This is a genomic window from Paenarthrobacter sp. 10N417, from assembly GCF_056394745.1.
Genome location: NZ_JBFTIL010000007.1, coordinates 241433 through 259254, shown reverse-complemented (window position 1 = coordinate 259254; position 17822 = coordinate 241433). Strand labels below are relative to the sequence as shown.

16 protein-coding genes are annotated in these 17822 nt (G+C 61.3%); 6 read left to right on the top strand and 10 right to left on the bottom strand.

All coding sequences use genetic code 11. From position 1 onward, the window contains the following. Positions 1-89: 89 nt before the first annotated feature. From AC1DCM_RS11200 to AC1DCM_RS11185, 4 genes are all read right to left on the bottom strand, one after another. Positions 90-1796: an ABC transporter ATP-binding protein gene (locus tag AC1DCM_RS11200; RefSeq protein WP_442017691.1), complete on the bottom strand. Its 1707-nt coding sequence runs from the start codon at positions 1794-1796 to the stop codon at positions 90-92. Continuing rightward, positions 1793-2785, bottom strand: coding sequence for an ABC transporter permease (locus AC1DCM_RS11195; protein ID WP_442017690.1), 993 nt, complete (start codon positions 2783-2785; stop codon positions 1793-1795). The genes AC1DCM_RS11200 and AC1DCM_RS11195 overlap by 4 nt, the downstream gene beginning before the upstream one ends. Positions 2786-2787: 2 nt before the next feature. Then, positions 2788-3879: an ABC transporter permease gene (locus AC1DCM_RS11190; RefSeq protein WP_442017689.1), complete on the bottom strand. Its 1092-nt coding sequence runs from the start codon at positions 3877-3879 to the stop codon at positions 2788-2790. A gap of 126 nt (positions 3880-4005) precedes the next feature. Continuing rightward, a complete protein-coding gene (locus AC1DCM_RS11185) occupies positions 4006-5634 on the bottom strand; it encodes an ABC transporter substrate-binding protein (RefSeq protein WP_477518276.1) in 1629 nt (542 codons plus the stop codon). A 319-nt stretch (positions 5635-5953) separates the two neighbouring features. Between AC1DCM_RS11185 and AC1DCM_RS11180 the strand changes: the two genes are divergently transcribed. Beyond that, complete coding sequence (locus AC1DCM_RS11180; RefSeq protein ID WP_477518275.1) at positions 5954-6781, top strand: caspase family protein; 828 nt, start codon at positions 5954-5956, stop codon at positions 6779-6781. Between the two features lie 56 nt (positions 6782-6837). Here the strand turns inward: AC1DCM_RS11180 and AC1DCM_RS11175 are convergent, their stop codons facing one another. Continuing rightward, on the bottom strand, positions 6838-8469 hold the full coding sequence (locus AC1DCM_RS11175; RefSeq protein WP_477518274.1) for a gluzincin family metallopeptidase: 1632 nt from the start codon (positions 8467-8469) through the stop codon (positions 6838-6840). Between the two features lie 95 nt (positions 8470-8564). Further along, positions 8565-9686, bottom strand: coding sequence for a tRNA 2-thiouridine(34) synthase MnmA (mnmA, locus tag AC1DCM_RS11170; protein ID WP_477518363.1), 1122 nt, complete (start codon positions 9684-9686; stop codon positions 8565-8567). A gap of 196 nt (positions 9687-9882) precedes the next feature. Here mnmA and AC1DCM_RS11165 point away from each other — a divergent pair, with 196 nt between their 5' ends. Next, positions 9883-11136, top strand: a complete 1254-nt coding sequence (locus AC1DCM_RS11165) for an NAD(P)/FAD-dependent oxidoreductase (protein WP_477518273.1) — start codon at positions 9883-9885, stop codon at positions 11134-11136. 8 nt (positions 11137-11144) lie between these two features. Here AC1DCM_RS11165 and AC1DCM_RS11160 read toward each other — a convergent pair whose 3' ends face one another. Both AC1DCM_RS11160 and AC1DCM_RS11155 read right to left on the bottom strand, forming a co-directional pair. Further along, entirely contained in the window at positions 11145-12374 is a 1230-nt protein-coding gene (locus AC1DCM_RS11160; RefSeq protein WP_477518272.1) for a cysteine desulfurase family protein, read from the bottom strand. Positions 12375-12437: 63 nt separating this feature from the next. Next, entirely contained in the window at positions 12438-13115 is a 678-nt protein-coding gene (locus AC1DCM_RS11155) for a helix-turn-helix transcriptional regulator (protein ID WP_477518271.1), read from the bottom strand. A 91-nt stretch (positions 13116-13206) separates the two neighbouring features. Between AC1DCM_RS11155 and AC1DCM_RS11150 the strand changes: the two genes are divergently transcribed. Next, complete coding sequence (locus tag AC1DCM_RS11150; protein ID WP_477518270.1) at positions 13207-13626, top strand: hypothetical protein; 420 nt, start codon at positions 13207-13209, stop codon at positions 13624-13626. A 21-nt stretch (positions 13627-13647) separates the two neighbouring features. On the opposite strand, the gene AC1DCM_RS11145 is transcribed toward AC1DCM_RS11150, so the two are convergent. Next, on the bottom strand, positions 13648-14382 hold the full coding sequence (locus AC1DCM_RS11145) for a hypothetical protein (protein WP_477518269.1): 735 nt from the start codon (positions 14380-14382) through the stop codon (positions 13648-13650). 87 nt (positions 14383-14469) lie between these two features. Then, positions 14470-15396: a diacylglycerol/lipid kinase family protein gene (locus tag AC1DCM_RS11140; RefSeq protein WP_477518268.1), complete on the bottom strand. Its 927-nt coding sequence runs from the start codon at positions 15394-15396 to the stop codon at positions 14470-14472. Positions 15397-15518: 122 nt separating this feature from the next. Here AC1DCM_RS11140 and AC1DCM_RS11135 point away from each other — a divergent pair, with 122 nt between their 5' ends. From AC1DCM_RS11135 to sigK, 3 genes are all read left to right on the top strand, one after another. Continuing rightward, positions 15519-16463, top strand: coding sequence for a J domain-containing protein (locus AC1DCM_RS11135; RefSeq protein WP_477518267.1), 945 nt, complete (start codon positions 15519-15521; stop codon positions 16461-16463). 96 nt (positions 16464-16559) lie between these two features. Then, positions 16560-17027: a tRNA (cytidine(34)-2'-O)-methyltransferase gene (locus AC1DCM_RS11130; protein WP_216924056.1), complete on the top strand. Its 468-nt coding sequence runs from the start codon at positions 16560-16562 to the stop codon at positions 17025-17027. A gap of 189 nt (positions 17028-17216) precedes the next feature. Beyond that, entirely contained in the window at positions 17217-17822 is a 606-nt protein-coding gene (sigK, locus tag AC1DCM_RS11125) for an ECF RNA polymerase sigma factor SigK (RefSeq protein ID WP_477518362.1), read from the top strand.

Sequence of the window (17822 nt, the reverse complement as noted above, 5' to 3'; positions counted from 1 at the left end):
GATGGAGGCATCGAAGGTCCGCTCCCCAGCGTGGAGAACGGACCTTCGATGCAGCTTCACGGACTTCGCAGCCGCCGGGTTTCTGGGACCTAGCCGCCCAACAGCGCCCGGTGGGCCTCCCGGCGTCGTGCTTGTTCATCAGGGTCCGGAACCGGCAAGGAGGCGATCAGCCGTTTGGTGTAATCATGCTGGGGCGAGCCCATCACATGGTTCCCGATGCCCTGCTCCACCAACTGGCCCTTGTACAGCACGCCAACCCAGTGCGAGAGCATGTCCACCACTGCGAGGTCGTGGCTGATGAAGAGCGCCGCGAAGCCGAACTGCTCCTGGATGTCCTTGAACAAGTCCAGCACCTTGGCCTGCACTGAGACGTCCAGCGCAGAGGTTGGTTCGTCGGCAATCAGCAGACGCGGATTGAGCGCCAAGGATCTCGCAAGCGAGGCCCGCTGCCGTTGTCCACCGGACAGCTCGTGCGGGTAGCGTTGCGCGTACGACGCCGGCAACTGGACTGACTCAAGCAGCTCGCCTACCTTTTTCCGCGCCTCAGCCGCGCTGGGCTTCGTGTGGATAATCAGCGGCTCGGCCACGCACTCGCCGATGGTGAGATGAGGGTTGAAGGAAGCGGCCGGGTCCTGGAAAACAAAGCCGATCTCCTTCCGCAGCGGACGGAAGGTGCGCTCCTTGAAGTCCAGCATCTCGTAGCCGAGGACTTTCAGGCTGCCGCCCGTTGTCCGGTTCAGGCCTGCGATTGCCCGGCCAATGGTGGACTTTCCGGAACCGGACTCGCCCACCAAGCCAAAAACCTCGTTCTCCGAGACCGTGAAGCTGACGTTGTCCACGGCTTTGAAGCCATGACGGCCAAACCGGCCCGGGTACTCAATGGTGAGGTTCTTCGCTTCGACGAGGACCTTGCCATCCTGATGCAACCGACCGCGGGCGCCTTCAGAGGCTGAGTTCCGGCCCAGGTGCGGGACCGCGGCGAGGAGCTTTTTCGTGTAGTCCTGCTTCGGTTCCGCGAACAGCACCCTTGAGGGCGCTTCTTCCACCACGTCGCCCTGGTACATGACCACCACGCGGTCTGCGAGGTCGGCCACGACGCCCATGTTGTGGGTGATCAACACGATGGATGTGCCGTAGTTGTCCCGCAAGTCCCGGAGTAGCTGCAGGATTTCCGCCTGCACTGTGACGTCCAGGGCAGTCGTTGGCTCATCGGCCACAATCAGGCCCGGGTTCAAAGCCAACGCGGCGGCAATCACCACGCGCTGCTTCTGCCCGCCGGAAAACTGGTGTGGGTAGTAGTTGACGCGGGTCTCGGGGTCCGGAATGCCCACCTTTCGCAGCGCTTCCGTGGCCCGTTCCTTGGCCTCCTTGGAGGACACACGGTGGCCGTCCTTGGCGTGGGCACGGATCCCCTCGGCAATCTGCCAGCCAACGGTGAACACGGGATTCAAAGCAGTGGATGGCTCTTGGAAGACCATGGCTACGTCGCGGCCACGGATCTTTCGTAGTGCGGATTTGCTGACGCTGATCACGTTGTTGCCATTGATCACCACCGCGCCGGAGCTGATGGCAGTTTCCGGAAGCAGGCCAAGGATGGTCTTGGCCGTCACGGTCTTCCCGGAGCCGGACTCCCCCACGATCGCCACTACTTCCCCGGCTTTGACGTCCAGGCTGACATCCTTCACCGCATAGACATCCCCGCTGTCTGTGGCGAAGGTGACTTTGAGCCGGTCAATGGTGAGGACCGGTTCACCGGTGGCCCCGGCATCGGAAATGTTTCCGAGGTTGGTGGTCATGGCTTACCTGCCTCTGAAGATGTTGGAGTTGCCGGGGATTTCGTTGTCCCTGCGCGCTTGCGTCCACGGATCCGGGGATCGTTGAGGTCGTTGATGCTTTCGCCAACCAGCGTCAATCCCAGGACCGTCAGGACGATTGCAATGCCAGGGAAGACGCCGGTCCACCAGATACCGGAGGACGTATCGGCCAGCGCCTTATTCAGGTCAAAGCCCCATTCTGCAGCGGACGTTGGCTCGATGCCGAAACCCAGGAAGCCAAGGCCGGCAAGCGTAAGGATCGCCTCGGAGGCATTGAGGGTGAACATCAGGGGCAAGGTGCGCGTTGCGTTTTTGAAGATGTGCCGTCCGATGATACGGAGGCTGGACGCACCCAGGACCTTGGCCGACTCGACGAAAGGCTCTGCCTTGAGCCGAATGGTTTCAGCGCGGATGACCCGGAAATACTGTGGCACGAACACCACGGTGATGGAGAAGGCACAAGAGAAAATACCGCCCCAGAAACTGGACTGGCCACGGCTGATCACAATCGAGATGACGATTGCCAAAAGCAGGGTGGGGAACGCATAGATGGCGTCCGCCACTACTACAAGGATCCTGTCCAACCAGCCGCCGAAGTAGCCGCTGAGCAGGCCCAGGGCGACGCCGAGGAAAAGTGACATTGCCACGGACACGATGATGACGGTCACGGCCGTCTGGGATCCCCACAGGACGCGGGACAGGACGTCATAGCCGCCCACAGTGGTACCAAGCAGGTGCTTGCCACCCGGCGCCTCTTGGGTGGGGAAGGATCCGGACGCATCGCTGAGTTGGGAGTAGCCGTAGGGGGCCAGAAGCGGGGCGAAAATGCTTGTCAGCAGGAACAATCCACTGAGGACAACGCCCACGACCAGCATGCCGCGTTGGAGGCCAACGCTTTTCCTGAGGTGGGACACCACCGGAAGCCGGGAGAAGAGGGGCTGCTTGGGAGCAGTCAGTGAAGGAGTGCTCATGGTCAGTACCTCACTCGGGGATCGATGAGCGCGGCAATGATGTCCACGATGAAGTTGGTCACGGCGACGATGATGGCCAGCAGCACGACAATGCCTTGGACAGCCACAAAGTCACGGGCATTGAGGTATTGCACCAGCTGGTACCCCAGCCCCTTCCACTCGAAGGTTGTCTCGGTCAGGATGGCGCCGCCGAGCATGAGCGCAATTTGCAGGCCCATGACAGTGATGATGGGGATCAGTGCCGGTTTGTAAGCGTGTTTGGTAACCAGCCGGAACTCACTGACGCCCCGGGACCGGCCAGCCTCAATGTAGTCCTTTCCCAGCGTGCCAATGACGTTGGTCCGTACCAGCCGCAGGAAAACCCCGGCGGTCAGCAAACCCAGGGCTACGGCTGGCAGGACAGCGTGGGACGCAACGTCTCCAAGGGCAGCAAAGTTGCCGCTGCGGAGCGCGTCCAACCAGTAGATGCCTGATGGAGCTCCCAGGCTGCTCATGCTCAATTCCGTGCGTGTGGAGGCGCGTCCTGCTACCGGGAACCATCCGAGCCACACTGAAAAGGTCAGCTTGAGAAGCAGGCCCGAGAAAAACACGGGTGTGGCGTAGCAAAGAATCGCGAAGAACCGAAGCACGGCGTCGGAGCTCTTGTCGCGGTGTTGGGCTGCGATGAGTCCGAACGGGATGCCGACTGCGAGCGCCACGATCAGGGCGTTGATCGAAAGTTCAAGTGTTGCGGCCCCAAAGGTGGTGAGTACCTCCACGACGGGTCGGCGGTCGGTGATCGTCGTGCCAAAGTTGCCGGTGATGAGTTGGCCAAGGTATTCGAAGTACTGGATCAGAACCGGGCGGTCATAGCCGGCATCGTGGATTCGCTGTGCCAGGACATCCGGTGGGAGGCGTCCGCCCTGGGCAGCAGTGATGGGGTCTCCAATGACCCTCATCAGGAAGAAGACCAACGTCACCAGAATGAAGACGGTGGGGATGATCAGGAAGAACCGGATCACGATGTACTTTCCAAGGCCTCCCCCGGCCTTGGACTTGCTCCTGGGAGCTACTATCCCGGGCTCCGCCTCGGGTACCTCTATAACTGTTGTCATTGTTACCTGTATTTCCTGCCCGTGGATTGCGCGGGATTGGCTCATGCATGCCGGCCACGAGGGTGGTCAGCAAAGGAGGCGGGACACCGGATCAGTGTCCCGCCCCTTTCCATCACAGTGGTGTGGTTACTTGGAAACTGTTCCGAGGCGGAACTTGAAGGATGCGTCCAGCGTCTTATCGACGCCGTTCACGCTACTTCCGGCCACCGCGACTTGAGCGCCCTGCAGCAGGGGCAGGGTTGAGATGTCTTTGGCCAATGCGTTCTGGACATCTTTAATGTCTGCTTCCCGCTTGGTCTTGTCAGCCTCGGTCAGCTGCTTCGCGATCAAGTCGTTCACAGTGGGGTTGTTGTAGTGGTTCTTCAGGAAGCCGCCCTCCGGGAAGAACGGAGTGAGGTAGTTGTCGGCGTCGCTGAAGTCGGGGAACCATCCAAACTGGAAAACGGGATACTCGTCAGCACGGCTCGCCTTGCTGTAAGTAACCCATTCCGTAGACTGCAGATTGACCTTGAAGAGGCCGGACTTCTCCAGCTGCTCCTTGATCATGGCGTACTCGTCACCTGAAGATCCCCCATAGTGGTCCGGGTTGTACTGCAGGTTCAAGGCAACGGGTTCGGTAATTCCGGCGTCCGCCAGCACCTTCTTTGCCTTGTCCAGGCTCGGCTTTCCGTTATCTCCATAGGCATCCTTGAACGATTCGTTGGCGCCGAGGAATCCGCTGGGCACGTTGGAGTACAGCGGGAGGTAGGTGCCCTTGTAGACCTGGTCAGCAATGGCTTGCCGGTCCACGAGGTTGGCTACGGCTTGCCGGACGGCGAGCGCCTTGGCGGTGTCAGCGCCGGCTGCCTTGGTGCCAAAAGGCATGGTGTCGAAGTTGAAGGTGATGTAGCGGATCTCGCCGCCCGGGCCCGTCAACACCTTGACTTTGGAGTCTTTGCGCAGGTCATCGACATCCGTGGCACTGAGGCTGCGGAAGGCGACGTCGATGTTGCCCTGCTGGATGTCCAACTTGAGGTTGGTGGGGCTGGCGTAGTACTTGATGGTCGCTTCGTCGTTTGCTGGCTTGCCAAGGACACCCTTGTAGTCGCCGAAGGCCTTGAAGCTGACAAGTTCGTTCTTCTTGTAGCTATCGATCGTGTATTGGCCGTAGAAAGCTTTTGCCTTGATGATCTCGTCGTCCGGAAGAACCTTGTCCGCAGGGAAGACTTCGTCGTCAACAATGGGCGCGRCAGGACTGCTGAGAATCTGGCTGAAGGTCTGGTCATTTGCGTTCTTCAGCTTGAAGACCACCGTGGTGGCATCAGGAGTGCTGACACTCGCGATGTTGGTCAGCAGGGACGCCGGCCCGGCGGGGTCGTTGATCGCAACCTGTCGGTCGAACGAGAACTTGACGTCCTTGGAGTCCAGCGTGTGTCCATTGGCCCATTTCAGGCCCGACTTGAGTTTGACCGTGTATTCCGAAGGTGCCGTGAACGAGGACGATTCCGCAAGGTCCGGGACCGGTTCAGCACCCCCTGGCTTGGAGTTCAACAGGAACGAGTAGATCTGGTTCATCACCATGAACGAACCATTGTCATAGGATCCGGCCGGGTCCAATGACGTGACTTTATCTGTGGTGCCGTAGGCGATCGGGCCGGCGGCAGCCGGGGCGGACGAGGAACCGCCGCCGGAGGGGCCCGTGCATGCAGTCAAAGCGAGGGCGGAAACGCCCGCCAGCGCGATAACGCCATGCAGGGCCTTCTTCTTCAGTGCCATCTGTGAACCTTCTGTTCGATGGATTAGGCGCACCGCCGTGGGATATTTGTGACGGGGCGCACTCTTGATTCCACGATTCAATCAGACTTCAGCGCCGCCGGGTCCTTGATTTTATGATTCGAGACACAATATTTACCTACGAGTAGGTTTTCCGGGGGACGCCAAAGGATTGCCACTGAAGGATCGCCGGAATATCTTTATTCCGAGTTGATAAGCGCTGATCACGGACAGGCGGAATGCGGCCGTGGACAGCATCCAGGCGGCGGTTCAGGGGGCCGCCGCGGTAATGGGTGCAAGTACCAGTCCTAAGGACAGGAACATGAGCAAGGCAGCCCTCTGTGTGGGGATCAACAAGTTCAAGTATTTACCCGAATCGAGCTGGCTTCACGGTTGTGTTAATGACGCTGAAGACCTGGCCGCCCTCCTTGAGGCGCAGTATGGGTTCGCCTCCTCCAGCATCAAGGTCCTGAGAGATGCCAAGGCCAACAAAAAGTCCGTGATGGCTGAACTCAACAAGTTGGTCGATAGCGCGGTGGACGGAAAGTCCGACCACATCGTCTTCACCTTCTCCAGCCATGGCACGCAGATACCTGATACCAGCGGCGATGAGATGGATCGGCTGGACGAGGCCTTCGCCTGCTACGACATCAACAATGCCGGCGACTCATGGGACCCGGAGACGGTGATCAGTGACGACGAGTTGGCAACGCTCTTCGGGCGGCTGCCGGAGGGCGTCCTCATGGATGTCGTCCTGGACACTTGCCACAGTGGCACTGGACTGAAGTCCCTGGACCTCTTGCCGGGCCGACGCCCGCGTTTCCTGCCTGCACCAACGCCTCGGGCTGTGGTCGCAAACGAGTCCAGTGACTCCCGCACCCTTCGCGACCTTGTGAAATCAGCAAAGTTATCCAAGCCCGTGCTGATGGCAGCCTGCCGATCGGATCAGACGGCTGCGGACGCCCTGATCGAGGGCCGCTACAACGGAGCCTTCACCTATCACTTTGTGAAGACCCTGCAGGGCAACGGCAAAGCAGGGCGGGCGGAAGTACTGAAGCTGGTGAGCAAAGGGCTCAAAGGCGGCGGTTTTGATCAAGTCGCCCAATTGGAAGGCACGACGGCGGCACGCAAGGCTGCGTGGGGCAGCTAACTTTCGCTCGGGTCACCTCAGGGCACTAGCTGTTCCCGCGTCCTTATTCTGCGCCCCTATTCCCCCGTGCCGTGGAACTTGTCCCTGACACCGGAAGACGCGGCTTCCTCGGCGTCGTGCTGTTGATCGGAACCAAACAGCATTCCTTGCCGCTCCCGGTCCATCACCGGTTTGAGGGCGGCATACACAAGCCGCCCACCGGCGTCGAATCTGAGGACTCCTCCCCCACGGACGTCCACGAATTCCCGCCGCGTCTTCAGGCCAAGGCGGACGTAGGCCTCCTTACGGCTCATCCGCACCGTTTGAATGAATGATGCCCCGATTTCGGAGATGATGAAGCCGTCCGGTGATACGCGTTCGGACGTACGCACCCTGGTGGAGCTCAGAGGAGTACGCCGCTCCAGCCGGGCCGCGTCCAGGAGCCTCGGGTTTTCCCACACGAAGCGTTGGACTTCCTGGGGATCGGACCCCAGTGCCGAAAGCCGGATCGGATAGCGAAGCCCTTGGTAGTTATCCACCCCGCTGATGTTGTTCAGCGACACCCGGCGGATCCCAATGGCCGAGAATTCCGTTTGGAGGGCATCCCGATACCCGTAGGTGTCTTCCGGGACCATGTCCAGATCCGCGGCAATGATGCCACGCAAGAGGTCCCGCCAGGTAACGTCCACGGGTGGCATGTAGGAAAGGCCCCTGATCACCATGCGCAGGACCCTCGTGGCCACAATTGAACCGGATTCAGCTTTCTGCTGCAGGCTTTGGTTGTCTCCAAAACGGGCATTTCTTTCCGACCACAACCGCTGGACGGCGCGGAGTACTGCCCCAACCACCACAGCCCCGCGGGCGTGCGGGTCCAGCATGGTTTGCCAGCCCTCAGGAACGGCGCCAACAAATGGTTCCCTCAAGGGACCACGGGCGAAAAGGTCCCTCGCAAAGTCAAAGAGGGACCTGATCAGGATCGCGTCGTCCACGATCTGCCCTGCCTCAAAGCCTTCCCCTGCAGCTTCAAGTTCCCGGAAGACCACCTCACGGGAAGAAAAAACCGACAGTATGGCCACCAGGTCTGCCAGTGCCTCGTGCATGGCAAGTTGCTCCATGGTGGCCAGCTGGTCTGCCCATGCTGGCCGGAAGCCGTCAAGGATCGCATGGGTGACTTCATGGGCAACGATGTCCCTGTACAGCGCAGTGGGTACTTTGTAGCCCATGCGGTCCACTGAACCGAAGCGGATGGTGTTGGTACCGCGCTCATATCCGGTATCAATGGCTGTCACACGATCCCGTGCCTTCAGGACCACCCGCCCCTCCGGGTTCCAGGGCATCCGCCGGCCGAGCGTGGATTCGAAGATATCCAAGGTGCTCATGGCCACGCCGTAGACGTGCTGGGCAAGGAAACGGGTATCGTCCAGGAGTTCGCGAAGGTCCGTGGGGGGAGGTTCTGAAACCAGTTGCCAGGGGTCGCCTTGGCGCGTCAGGGTAACTGGCGAGACATTGGTTCCGCGCCACTTTCGGATGTGGATCGCATACCGGTGTCCAGTGGGACCACGCCGGAGCCGCTCTACGGGTATCCGCACTTGGGCCGTCAGCGGTGGGGCCCCGCCGCTGCCTATCGGCCCCTCCGCAAGGACCATCACGGAGACCATCTGCCCGGCTTTGATGTCTCCAGGGCTCTTCTTTGGAAATGCCACAGTCATCGCCATCCCGGGTGCGGACCCCAACATACCGCAGCGGTGCGCTGCTTAGGCCAGTATGGGGGCCCTCAAACCCGGAGGCAATAATGCGGTAACGGCTAGAGAATTGCCCTCTGCAGGGAACGAGCGGCGTCGATGGTTGCCTGTCCCAGTACCCGGGTGCCCTGATACAGCACCACGGTCTGGCCAGGTGCCACTCCCCGCAGCGGTTCGGTCAGGGTGACCACCAGTTCGGCCCGCTCAACACCCTCGTCATCGGCAACCGGCTCAATGTGTGCACGGGCCGGCACAGGGTCACCATGGGCACGCACCTGGGCATGGCACTCGAATTCCGCACCGGTCCCAACCTCGGAGATGGGCAAACCAGCCCAGGACACCTTGATTCCACGGATTTCATCGATGGCAAGGAGCGCTTCCGGCCCCACAACAACCTTGTTTTCCTTAGGCCGGATTTCCAGGACGAACCGGGGCTTGCCATCGGAGGCCGGGGTGCCCAGCTTCAGTCCCCGGCGCTGGCCCACGGTGAAGGCGTTGGCACCCGGGTGCTCGCCTACCTTCGTGCCAGTTTCGTCCACGATGTCGCCAGTTGTCATTTCGATTTTCTCGGCCAGCCAGCCACGCGTATCTCCGTCGGAGATGAAGCAAATATCGTGGCTATCCGGCTTGTTCGCCACCGACAAACCACGCCTTTCGGCCTCGGCCCTTACTTCGGCCTTGGAGGGGGTGTCCGCCAGCGGGAACATGGAGTGCTTGAGCTGCTCATGAGTCAGGACGCCCAGGACATAGCTTTGGTCCTTGGCCCAGTCGGCCGCACGATGCAGTTCGCGGTTGCCGTCCGCATCTTCGATTACCTTGGCGTAGTGCCCGGTGCAGACAGCGTCAAAGCCCAGGGCAATGGCCTTTTCCAGCAAGGCAGCAAACTTAATGCGCTCATTGCAACGCATGCACGGGTTCGGCGTACGCCCGGCAGCATATTCGTCAATGAAGTCCTGAACGACATCTTCCTTGAAGCGTTCGGAGAAGTCCCACACGTAGTAAGGAATCCCCAGGACGTCGCAGGCCCGCCACGCATCACGGGAGTCTTCAATGGTGCAGCAGCCCCGGCTTCCGGTGCGAAGGGTGCCAGGCATGCGCGACAACGCAAGGTGGACTCCGACGACGTCGTGTCCGGCCTCGACGGCGCGGGCGGCTGCCACGGCGGAGTCGACTCCGCCGCTCATTGCTGCAAGTACTCGCATGCTGGCTTTCTGTGTTTTAGGGAGTTTTAGATATTGATTCCGGCTGAGGCGAGCCGGCACGCCCAACTATTCTAGCTCCCGCACCAATGCCCGCGCTAAATCCCTTGACTGGCCATAGGACCAAATCTAAAGTCAAAGTAAGTTGTTTTAGAATATGCCAACACAAAGGTGGGCTGAAATGACACACGAACGGATGGTCATCGCCGGCGGCGGGCTGGCCGGTGCAACCACAGCAAAAACCCTTCGCTCAGAAGGCTTTACTGGACCCATCACCCTCCTGGCATCCGAGGAACGGATCCCTTACCTTCGGCCACCTCTGTCCAAGGAGTTCCTTCTGGGCAAGGCCGACGAAGATAGCGTCCCGGTGATGCCGGCCGGCTGGTACGAAGAAAACGACGTCGAACTCCTGTTGGGCAACCCCGCAGTGGGCATCGATGCGGGGAACCGGACCGTAACCCTTCAGGATGACCGAACCCTTGACTACGCCAAACTGCTGATAGCCACCGGAGCGCAACCGCGGCAGATTCCGCTGCCCGGCGCCGAGTTGGAGGGCGTGATGACTTTCAGGACCTTTGAGGACAGCCTGCGCCTGCAATCCCTGCTCAGGGACGGCGGCAAGCGTGTTGTCATGGTGGGTTCCGGATGGATCGGCATGGAGCTGGCCGCGGCTGCCCGCAGCTACGGCAATGATGTGGTCCTGCTCGGTTTGGAAGAAATCCCCCTCAGTGCCGCCATCGGCCCCGAACTGGGCAACTACTTCCGGGCACTCCACGAAGAGAACGGCGTGAGCTTCAGGCTGCCCGCGAGCGCTGCTGCCATCGAGGGGAAGGAGGGCCAGGCCTCCGCGGTGCGAACCAACACGGGCGAAGTCCTGCCCGCAGATATCGTCATCATTGCGGTTGGGGTAGTGCCTGACACATCGTTGGCTGAGACAGCAGGGCTACGTCTGGACAACGGAGTCGTGGTGGATTCCGCACTTCGCTCAAGCGCCTCGGACATCCTTGCAGCAGGTGACGTTGCCAACGCCCTGCATCCCTTCACCGGAGAGCATCATCGCAGTGAGCACTGGGCAAACGCACTTAACGGCGGCAAAGTGGCCGCCAAGACGATGCTGGACCAAAATGCCGCCCTGGACGTTGTCCCCTATTTCTATACGGACCAGTTCACGCTCAGCATGGAATACTCGGGTTTCCCCACACTGACCTCCGGCGTAGAGCCTGTAATCCGCGGCTCGCTCGATGACGGCAGTTTCATCGCGTTCTGGCTGCGCGATGGCCAGAAGGAGCAGGGCGAAGTGGTGGCCGGCATGAGCGTGAATATGCGCCGCGTGCAGAAGCCGATCAAGTCGCTGATTTCTGGCCGGGTGCCCGTAGACGTAACCCGCCTGACAAATCCCGATGTTCCCCTTGAGGAGCTTTTGCCTGGCGACTGATTTCCTGGCTAAAACTCCGTCGTGCCCCGTCGCGCTACCGTTGCCGCTGTCTGGATGCTGGATTCATGACCGGCCATGCCTGCTTGGCGAGCCCGCGAACAAGCTTCGGGAAGCGCCTTTAGCAGGGCATCAACATCGGCATCTGTTGAGCTGTGCCCCAGGGTGAAGCGTTGGGCACCACGGGCAGTATCTTCATCCAGCCCCATGGCCAGGAGGACGTGGGAGGGGCGGGGCACCCCTGCCGTACAGGCCGAACCCGTAGATGACTCAACACCTGCGAGGTCCAGAAGGAACAGCAGAGAATCTCCCTCGCAACCGGGAAAAGTAAAGTGGGCGTTGCCGGGCAGCCGACCGTCCCCGGGTGCCCCACGGAGCACCGCGTCCGGCACGGCCTCCCGAACCCCGGCAATGAGTCGGTCCCGCAGCCTGCTGATTCGCTCGGCCTCCGTGGCCAGATTAGCCGTAGCGGCCTCCGCAGCCGCCGCGAAGGCGGCAATGGCCGGCGTATCCAATGTTCCCGAGCGCACATCGCGCTCCTGCCCGCCGCCGTGTTGAACCGGAGTCAACTTGATCGCCCGCCCAAGGAACAACGCGCCGACTCCGACGGGTCCGCCGAGTTTATGCCCTGACACTGACATCGCGGCGAGCCCGGACGAGCGGAAGTCGACCGGAACGGAACCGAATGCCTGGACAGCATCCGAGTGCACGGGAATGCCGTATCGGCTGGCCAGTTCGACGATCTTTGCAACGGGCTGGATGGTGCCCACTTCGTTGTTGGCCCACATCACCGTGACAAGCGCAACGGAGTCGGGGTCGCGCTCCAGTTCGCGCTGCACGGCATCGAGCTGCACCGCACCGTCTGCATCGACAGGCAGCCACACGGCTTCGGCCCCCTCATGACGCTCAAGCCACTCCACCGTGTCCATGACCGCATGATGTTCGACGGCGGAACACAGGATTCGGATCCTGCGTGGGTTTTCGTCATGGCGGGCCCAGAAAAGGCCCTTGACCGCCAGGTTGTCGGCCTCAGTCCCACCCGAGGTGAAAATTACCTCGGACGGGTGGGCGCCAGCGGCCGCCGCCAGCGTTTCGCGTGCATCTTCAACGGCGCGCCTTGCCCGACGCCCGGCTCCATGGAGGGAGGACGGGTTGCCGGTTCGCGCCAGCTCGCGCGTCATGACGGCAAGGGCTTGGGCCGACATAGGTGTGGTGGCGGCGTGATCGAGGTATACAGGCACGTTGTAATTCTACCGGCGGCGTAATTCCATCGACGGCGTCAGCGTCCGGTTTTGGGGTCAGGTCTAGCGACGCGGTTCCAGGCTGCTAATCCTGGCACAACAATGACCAGAACCAGGTTCCGGAAGGACGTTGTCAGCACTAAGACCGGATGCGGTGGCCGCGCCCTTAAGGAACGCGCCATTCATGGCGCAGACCACCTCCTCATGATCCTGTGAGAGCCGATGGAAAGGGCAGTTAAGCAGGCGGTATCCTCCGGCGTCATCAGCGGTTGGCTCATAGCCAAGGTCCGCCAGCGCACCGAGGAAATCGCCGGGCCGGCCCGCTTCCTGTCCTTTGCGGTCGGCAACATCCATCAAAACGTCCCGCACGGGCAGCTCGCCTTTGAGGGAACGGGTGATCGCTGTAGCCATCAGATCCCCAGCGAGATCGTACTGGCGCTCAGGGACTGAGGCCACAACCTCGTCCATGGCCGGGCGGTAGAGCTTGGCAGGCCGGCCGGAACCGGGCCCGGCTTTATCGGAGGACTTTCTGAACTCCACTTGCAGGACRCCGTCCTTGACCAACCGATCCAAATGGAAGGAGGCCGTGCTTCGGGGAATACCGAGGGCACGGGCCGCTTCGTCCCGCCCTACGGCATCAGCAGAGCCGCGCACGTAGGCGAACAACACCCTCCGGTTGTCGTCGTCCAAAGAGGCGATCGCCGAAATCCTTTGGAGCCAAGAGTGGCGTGCAGTGGTCATACAGCCAGAATATCTCTAAAAACAAGATTCGTTGCTTAATCTCAGAGGGAGATCTAAAATCAAGATACCTATTTTTAGAAAGGAATGCGTCATGGAAGCCGCAACCACCCAGATGAGCCCCAAGTCCAGCCGCAGCGACCTCCGGGACCCTTCCCGGCAGGCCTTTGTCCTCCTGAGGACTATCTTCACGATTGCCCCGATCATTTTCGGGCTCGACAAATTCACCAACCTCTTGGTGGACTGGACTGTCTACTTGGCGCCCGCAGCCACCGCCGTGGTACCTGTTTCAGCCCAGACCTTCATGTACGGCGTGGGGGTCATCGAAATTATCGCCGGCATCGTGGTCGCCCTGCGGCCGCGCTGGGGTTCCCTCGTTGTCGCTGCCTGGCTGCTCGGCATCATCGTCAACCTACTGGTGCTTGGCTCGTTCTTCGACGTCGCACTGAGGGACTTCGGCCTGCTGGTGGGAGCGCTCGCGTTGAACCGTCTTGCCACCGTGTTCAAGAAATAGCAAAGCGTCAAAGAAACAAACTCACCCTGGTGGGACCACGGCCAACCGGGACTGGACCTCAGCCCTGGCCTTGGCCAGGGTCCCACTATCCGGACATGCAACTGATACATACACAGAGGAAGCCGGGCTGCTGAAAAGTCTGGCGAGTACCAGGGCAGCGGTGCCGCCGGAAGCCGGAGCTGATTCCAAGGCCAACAATTCCACGTGGCGCTCCGGCTTGCCGGAATCCTGGCCCCAGCCCAATGAGGTGCCCCAACGCAATGAGGCTGGCCTTAACTTCTCCACAACAATTCCAGGATCCAAGTAGCGGAACAGTTCCTTCGTGGACGCGGCGTCATCGCCCGGCACCACCAATGGCCTCTGATTAACGCTGACCCGGACAACCACCACGCACCCATCAGTCTTCGCGTACCGGGTTTCACCTTGCAAGCCGGAGTGCACAACGGACCATCCCTGCACCTCTTCAAGGCGGCTGGACACTAATACCGGATCTCCAGGCGCCAATGTTCCTCCCGCACTCAAAGGCAGGTCCTTCGCGGCGAGAGCCTCAGCATCATGTCCGGGCGTGATGGTTGGGGTGGACAGCGTCGACTCGGAAGGTGAAGGCTTCGGTGCTGAGGGATCAGGCACGTTCACACTGCATCCGGCAAGCAGCGCACCCAAAGCAGCCAGCGCACCCAAAACAGCAATGGCAGCCCAACCAGGCTTGGCGCCCGCCATCGCCGGGGCCTGACTTCGCGCAACCCTCCGTACCATCGGCGATCCTCTCTTTTGGCGGCGAGTCTTTTTGCTGGGAGCCGCTTCTGCCGCCATCGAGTCTAACTGCCTGCAGCAGCGGTTCAGCTAGGCAAGGACGCGGAGACCACGGGGTACAACCTCGACCTCCACAGGCAATCTGCCCACGCGCTCGCCGTCGGCGTAGGCCACTACACCTTCTGCCTCCAGGCGCACTTTCCGTACCCGGCGGATCTCCACGGCCGGATGGCCAAGGTGTTTGCCCGCGAAGACCTTGGGAAACACTGCCAGGAAACGCAGCCGCGACAATGGCTTGACCACAAACAAATCCAGCCACCCGTCGTCGGGCAAAGCATCGGGCGTAATCCTCATCCCGCCTCCGATCGATTGGCCGTTCGCCACAGAAATCAGCAACGCCGGTTGGCGCCACTGCTCGCCGTCGGCAGTCACCGTGTATTCGATACGCCGGAACGAACCGAGTTCACGGAGCATCGCCAGGTTGTAGCGGCTCTTTCCCCGGGGCCAACGCCACGAGTTCGCCCTTTCGTTGACAGCAGCATCAAATCCGGCCGACAGGACCCCCGCAAAATAGGTGCTTCGCCCGCTGGCGGTGACGCGTCCGGCGTCGATCTTCCGCCCGCCCGCAGCCATTGACTCCAGCAAGCGATTACAGGCGGCATTCGTGTCCGTGAGTGGCAGGCCCAGCAGCCTGGCAACATCGTTGCCAGTTCCAGCAGGAACAATTCCCAGCGGCACATCCAATCCGGCGAGCGCGTTGACGCCCAAATGGACCATGCCGTCCCCGCCCACCACAACCAGCGCACTGATGCCTGAAGTCAGGGCCTCATCAACCAGGGTCCGGAGGTCGTTATAGCTCCCCGCTTCCAGCACGACGACGTCACAACCCCGGGCGCGAAGGCAGGCCGCGGCTTCGTCCCCGGCAAGGCCGTGACGGCCGAACGATGCTGTTGGATTGATGGCAAGGGCGATCTTGGGCGCCGCATGCGTGGGATTCTTGGGCGCCGGAGGATTCACCTGCTGAATTATGCCAGCCGGGAACCACGGAGCCCGCTGCCGACGTTCTCATAGTGGCTGGATAAACTGGCCATACCGCCCCGCCCCTGGAGCGGACCACCATCCTAGAGAAGGGCCTGTGCTTGGCCGAGGGCAGCAGTTCCCACTATCAGGTTCTTCGCGTGTCCGTCACTGCGACGGACAAGGAGATCAAGGTGGCATATCGGAAGGCCGCCCGGAAGGCCCACCCCGATCACGGCGGCGAAGCCGAAATGTTCCGCCGTGTAACGCTCGCTTATGAGACCCTGATTGATCCGAAGCGTCGGGCCGAGTATGACCGGAGGTATGCCAGCGGCGCCTCGGTCCGCTCCCAACCACGTCCGGGCGACTACACAGGCGCGGCCGCGCCGGGCGCGGCGACCAGTACGGGGGTCAGACGTCCGCAGGCCCCGCGCAACACGGCAGGCGATCCGCCCGTTTACGTTCCGGCCTTTGATGACCCTCTTGAGGTTCCCCTCATTTCGATGGCAGAAGCTGCCCGGCAGGTCCATGGCTTGCCGCGAAAGCGCGGCATTTTTGGAGCCGAAGCCCGCATCCAGCGCGAGATGCGTACGGTTCAGCTCATCAGCAGGCAGGTCCTGCCTGCCATCCCCGCCGCACGGCTCATCAACGGGCTCCGCTCGCCCTCTGACAACAACCACATCGACCACGCAGTGCTTTCCGGCTACCGGCTGGCATTGGTTGGTTCCATGCTGTTGCCCAGGGGCGCCTACGCGTGGGACGGCAATTCGTTGCGTCACGGCGGCCGGTCCGTAGCCCCGCCGCAGCTCGCCCACATCGTCCGCCACATGCAGGACATCTTCCCCGAGTTGAACGTCACCGGCTGGGTGGTCCTGCACAGTCCTGACGGCAACCTGCACGAACCAGTCATTGACCAGTACGGCAAAGGGCAGTCCAGCCATAACGCGGTTGAGGTGGTCAACGGTGCAGGATTGGTCCGCGGGTTGAAACAGTTCCTCGGTTCAGGACCAGCACCCAACACCGTGGTGGTTCCAGTTCTTGCCCGCTTGCTCCGAGGCATGCACTGAGATCGGCTTTCTCCGCACAGGTTGAGGGCACTGGTTGAGTCAGTATGAGGCCGGTCCGATGGGACTGACTCGAACGGGACTGGCTAGGATGGGACGGTGTTCCGCATCCTCTTCCACACTCCAGAAATCCCGGGCAATACGGGCAACGCCATCCGTTTGGCCGCCATCACCGGCGCCGAACTCCATCTGGTGGAGCCTCTGGGCTTTGACTTTTCCGATGCCAAGCTGCGCCGGGCGGGCCTGGACTACCATGATCTCGCCGTCGTTACGGTACATAAGGACATCAACGCGGCTTGGGCTGCCCTGCAGCCTGAGCGAGTGTTTGCGTTTACGTCCGACGGCGAAACGTCCTACACGGATATCAACTACCGTGAGGGTGACGTCCTGATGTTCGGCCCTGAATCTGTGGGCCTCCCGGATTGGCTGAAGAAGGATTCGCACGTCACTGCCCGGGTGCGGCTCCCGATGCGACCTTCCCTGCGTTCACTGAACCTGGCAAACGCCGCGTCCATTGCGGTTTTCGAGGCGTGGCGCCAGAACGGATTTGCCGGCGCCAAGGTCTAGCCCATCCGCGGCGCCCACAGCTGCGAATAACCTATGCAGGATCAATTCCTGCCTTTGATATTTAATGAGGGAGCAGACGTGAGCGCGCCGGAGACCCAGGTGGTGGCGGCAACCCGCTGCACCGCTGTGCGCACAACGCCGGGCCCTCGTGCTGCGGGTTTCAAACCGCACGACTTATGCTGGACAGTGATGGACATCCCCAACAATCCTGGCCCCCCGGTCGTCGAGACTTCTGGCACGGCGACAGACCTGAACTCGCAGCTCACTGACCTGCTTGAATTGATTGCTGCGGGCGATCAGGACGCCTTCGCTGAGTTTTATCGGCTAACCTCCAGACGAGTCTTTGGCATGGCCAGGCGCGTCCTGATTGACTCCGAGCTGAGCGAAGACGCCACCCAGGAAGTCTTCGTCCAGGTCTGGCAGGGCGCCGCCAGGTTCGATCGCGCATCCGGCAGCCCCATGGCCTGGCTGATGACCATCGCGCATCGCCGTGCCATTGACCGCGTTCGTGCCGTGCAGGCAGCCACAGACCGCGAAGCCCGATACGGCGCAGCGAGCCAGGACCTTGATCGCGACGTCGTATCCGAGGAAGCCGAGACGAACTTTGAGGCCGAGGCCGTCAGCCGGTGCCTTGGCACCTTGACGGACACACAGCGGGAATCGGTCCGCCTGGCCTATTACGGTGGGCTCACTTACAGGGAAGTTGCGGAGCATCTTGGTGCCGCGGTCCCTACCATCAAGTCCCGCATCCGCGATGGACTCCTGCGCTTGAAGACCTGCTTGGGGGTGGGCTGA